Here is a 3316-nt window from a genome sequence, read left to right as displayed (position 1 = left end):
AATTCCTATTGGATTATTGGATTTATTGGATTATTGGATATTGGAAATTCCTATTGGAATTATTGGAATTATTGGATCTGTATGTATTTTGCGTGTTCTTGTTTTCTGTCCAATTTTTTAATTTTTTGTTCAAGTCTACCAAAGAACGCTTCAAGATTTGGCACATTGGGAATTGTGCTTTTCTTTGCTTTTTGGAAAAGTTTAATCTGGCTTAAAATATCTTTTGGAGTATTATTGAGCGGGGTAGCTGTAACTAGCGCTATTCTTTTGCCGCGGCAAATTTGAGCAAGTTTTTCGTAGGTGATATTTGATTCTGTTCTGAAACGATGCGCTTCGTCAACAAAAATATTCTTGTATTTTTCCGTGCCGCGTCGAATAAGATGTTCCAATTTGCCGAGAGATTCAAAGTCTGCTGGCACGCGGAAGTCCGAAAAAACATTTGGCCATGAACCTGGGTTTGCTTTTTCCAAAAGCACCGGGGGCGCTAATACAAGGGTGCGGCCGTCAAGCTGGCTGGCGAGCATAGCGGAAACATAAGTTTTACCAAGCCCTACTACATCGGAAATGAAAACGCCGCCATATTCTTCAAGAATTTATTTTGCGTTTAATACTGCTTGCTCTTGATACTCTAATCGCCTAAACCCCGTCGGAACATATTTGAAGATAACCTCATCTGTCTGGCGCAGTTCGTCTTTGAAATACTCATATAGAAATTTAAGATAAAGCTGGTAGGGGGTGATAGTATTATTGAGCCAAGTTTTTTCTTGAATCGTTTGTATATATTTGTTTTTTACATCTACGGCGACTTTCCAAAGTTCTTCAAATTTAGCTTTAGCAAAATCATAATCAGCCCGGTTTTTTAATTCTATATTAAATTCAAGATTATCAACCAATCCAGATTGCGTAAAATTGCTCGATCCGGTAATTATACGCCCTACATCACGGTCTCCCTCAATGAAAGACATAATGTATAACTTAGCGTGGAGATTTTCTGTCGGATAAGCTTTTATCTCTAATTTCCCACTCTGCAGCCATTCCAAAAATTTCATTACTCCTTCTTCAACCGCTTTGCTGTCTTCAGCTTCGCTCATCTCATTCACGAGCAAGTCTGAAAAATGTTCTTTTGTTTCTGCGTGGGAAAATTGCAATTCAGACTGTTTAGCTTGCCCCATCAATTCCATAGTTTTCTTGCTGGTATTAATGCCAATAAGGATTCTGATCTCTTTTGTTCTCTCCAAAGATTTATACAGCGCGTAAAAACCGCTTGTGTAGAAATAACCTACCAAGACATCAAAAAATTCCGTGTCTTTAATCAACACTTTAAATCTCTCAAGGAGATTTTGACCCTTTTCGTTTGTGATAAAAGTTAAGTCTGAATTTTTAGGCATAGTCATTCCTTAAGTAAATCTCCGACGGAAACGCTCCGTGCTTTAGCAATCTTTTTTAATGTTTCATCAATCGGAACGGGATTTTCTTCAGTTTCAACTTACATCAGTAGCCGCCAGGAAACATTCTGGCGGCTACTTTTTTTCTAAGTTGCTGTTAAAATTATGGTCAACGTTTCTTTTGTTGTCAAAGGATGAAGTGGGATTTAAACCCACGGAACTCTTATTAAATGAACCCAGCAGTTTTCAAGACCGCTTCCTTAAGCCACTCGGACACCCTCCAGGGCATTCAGACATAGGCTAATATTTTTACTTCCTTTTTAATTTAGCATACCTTTCATTTAACGTCAACGATTATCACGAGGTGAAATTAATTTTTATAATAATAAAGAATCATTTTTCGTAAACAGGTCAGGGAAGGCAAGAGGCATGGGGGGAGGCATGGGGGGGGCATGGGGCGGTCTCTTGCCTCACCGTATAATAGGAAGAAACCTACCTCACCCAACAAGGAGCATTTTTCTCATTAACAGCCGTTTTAGAGACAATATAACGCTGGAAGTCATTCAAATTATCACTTTTCATAACTTATCACGCTTACACATATTAATAACCGGCTAACAATATACCATATTTCGGCTCTCCATGTAAAACATAAATCAGTTTTTATGGGATTTTTTATGTGATTTCTTTTTATATGGTTTCTTTTGACAATCGGTATTTTATAATATAAAATTAATTAATAATGAAAGAACAAATATAAAAGTCAATGTTAAGCCGTAAAATAAAAAGTAGAAGCAAATATAATGGATAAATATAAATTCACTGAATATTTTAAAAATGAGGTAATCAGAAAGCGTCCGTATCTTAAGAAAGAATGGTGTATTCAAGTTATCGAAAATCCAATTAAAGTTGAATCCCAAGAACATAATCGATTCAGGTTTTGGGGTTCAATATCGGAACTTGAAGGAAGAATATTAAGAGTTATTACCCTTGAGGATAAACAAACTATACATAATGCCTTTCCAGATAGGAGGTTTAAGCCATGAAATTAACATACTACCCCGAAACTGATTCCCTTTATATTGACCTTTCAGAAAAAACGAGTGTTGAAAGCACAGAAATTTCAGAAGGTATAGTGCTTGATTACGATGATGAGGGGAAATTAGTAGGCATTGATATAGATAATGCCAGTAGTAAAGTAAAATTGAAGGAACTTATTATCAATAGATTACCATCTGAAAGTAAAATGCTTATGGCATAACAATACATTCCAGTGGACGTGCTGTCGCACGCCACCGAATTAAATCGTTAGGCTTTCTCTATCCGACAGGGTATATCAAAAAACGGTCGTGAACACCACATCATGATATACACAATTATCGATAAAGCTGCGCCAGCCGGAATTGCACAAGCGAAGATGTCAAGGGGACAGGTACATTGACACCTTATGGGGGTAACTGGATTAAATCAAAATATGGTCTTTAAGACCTAAACAAGGAAGCAAAAAGACCGTCCCCATACTTCCCCGGTCCGCTGATTTCCATCAGACATCCTCAATGGATTGCCGAAAACCCGCGACAGGATATTCCGATTATGGTGTTTACGCTTCCTCAATGGAGTTCGCTTCAGCAGGAGAAATTCCACATTGGGGCGGCGCCGGTCGGACCGAAAGAACTTGGTCGAAACAACAGGTACGTTTTTGCACTTCCCGCGCGATACAACTTCACCTTTCCGCCAGGATTTGAAGAGGTAGAAAGTATTTTAGAAAGTAATCCTCTTTCATTCTTTTTGCCGGAAACACGTTAGCAGCATAAGCATCCTATGAGGAAAAGGGATTAACAACTTTCACCCTTTCATAAGCTTGGCCCGGGTTCAAGTCTTCCGACCAGATGATAGCGTCTCCAAACACCTTAGGAGCCGTAGCGGATTAA

2 protein-coding genes and 2 pseudogenes are annotated in these 3316 nt (G+C 38.3%); 3 read left to right on the top strand and 1 reads right to left on the bottom strand.

The window, feature by feature from the left end; all coding sequences use genetic code 11:
- Nucleotides 1-68: 68 nt before the first annotated feature.
- Nucleotides 69-1388, bottom strand: a pseudogene (locus tag DEH07_10065) (hypothetical protein).
- 800 nt (nucleotides 1389-2188) lie between these two features.
- Here DEH07_10065 and DEH07_10060 point away from each other — a divergent pair.
- The 3 genes and pseudogenes from DEH07_10060 to DEH07_10050 all read left to right on the top strand — a co-directional run bounded on the left by DEH07_10060 (nucleotide 2189) and on the right by DEH07_10050 (nucleotide 3191).
- Nucleotides 2189-2431, top strand: coding sequence for a hypothetical protein (locus DEH07_10060; protein ID HBY04840.1), 243 nt, complete (start codon nucleotides 2189-2191; stop codon nucleotides 2429-2431).
- Nucleotides 2428-2646, top strand: a complete 219-nt coding sequence (locus DEH07_10055) for a hypothetical protein (GenBank protein ID HBY04839.1) — start codon at nucleotides 2428-2430, stop codon at nucleotides 2644-2646. The genes DEH07_10060 and DEH07_10055 overlap by 4 nt, the downstream gene beginning before the upstream one ends.
- Before the next feature lie 266 nt (nucleotides 2647-2912).
- Nucleotides 2913-3191, top strand: a pseudogene (locus tag DEH07_10050) (hypothetical protein).
- Nucleotides 3192-3316: the final 125 nt, after the last annotated feature.

The sequence above is a fragment of the Desulfotomaculum sp. genome, from assembly GCA_003513005.1.
Lineage (GTDB): Bacteria > Bacillota > Desulfotomaculia > Desulfotomaculales > Nap2-2B > 46-80.
The sequence above is the reverse complement of the archived record's forward strand: the minus strand, read 5'-3'. Positions and strand labels throughout refer to the sequence as shown.

Excerpts from the sequence above, each read along its gene's own strand:
- DEH07_10060 (HBY04840.1), top strand. The coding sequence starts at position 2,189 with ATGGATAAATATAAATTCACTGAATATTTTAAAAATGAGGTAATCAGA.
- DEH07_10055 (HBY04839.1), top strand. The coding sequence starts at position 2,428 with ATGAAATTAACATACTACCCCGAAACTGATTCCCTTTATATTGACCTT.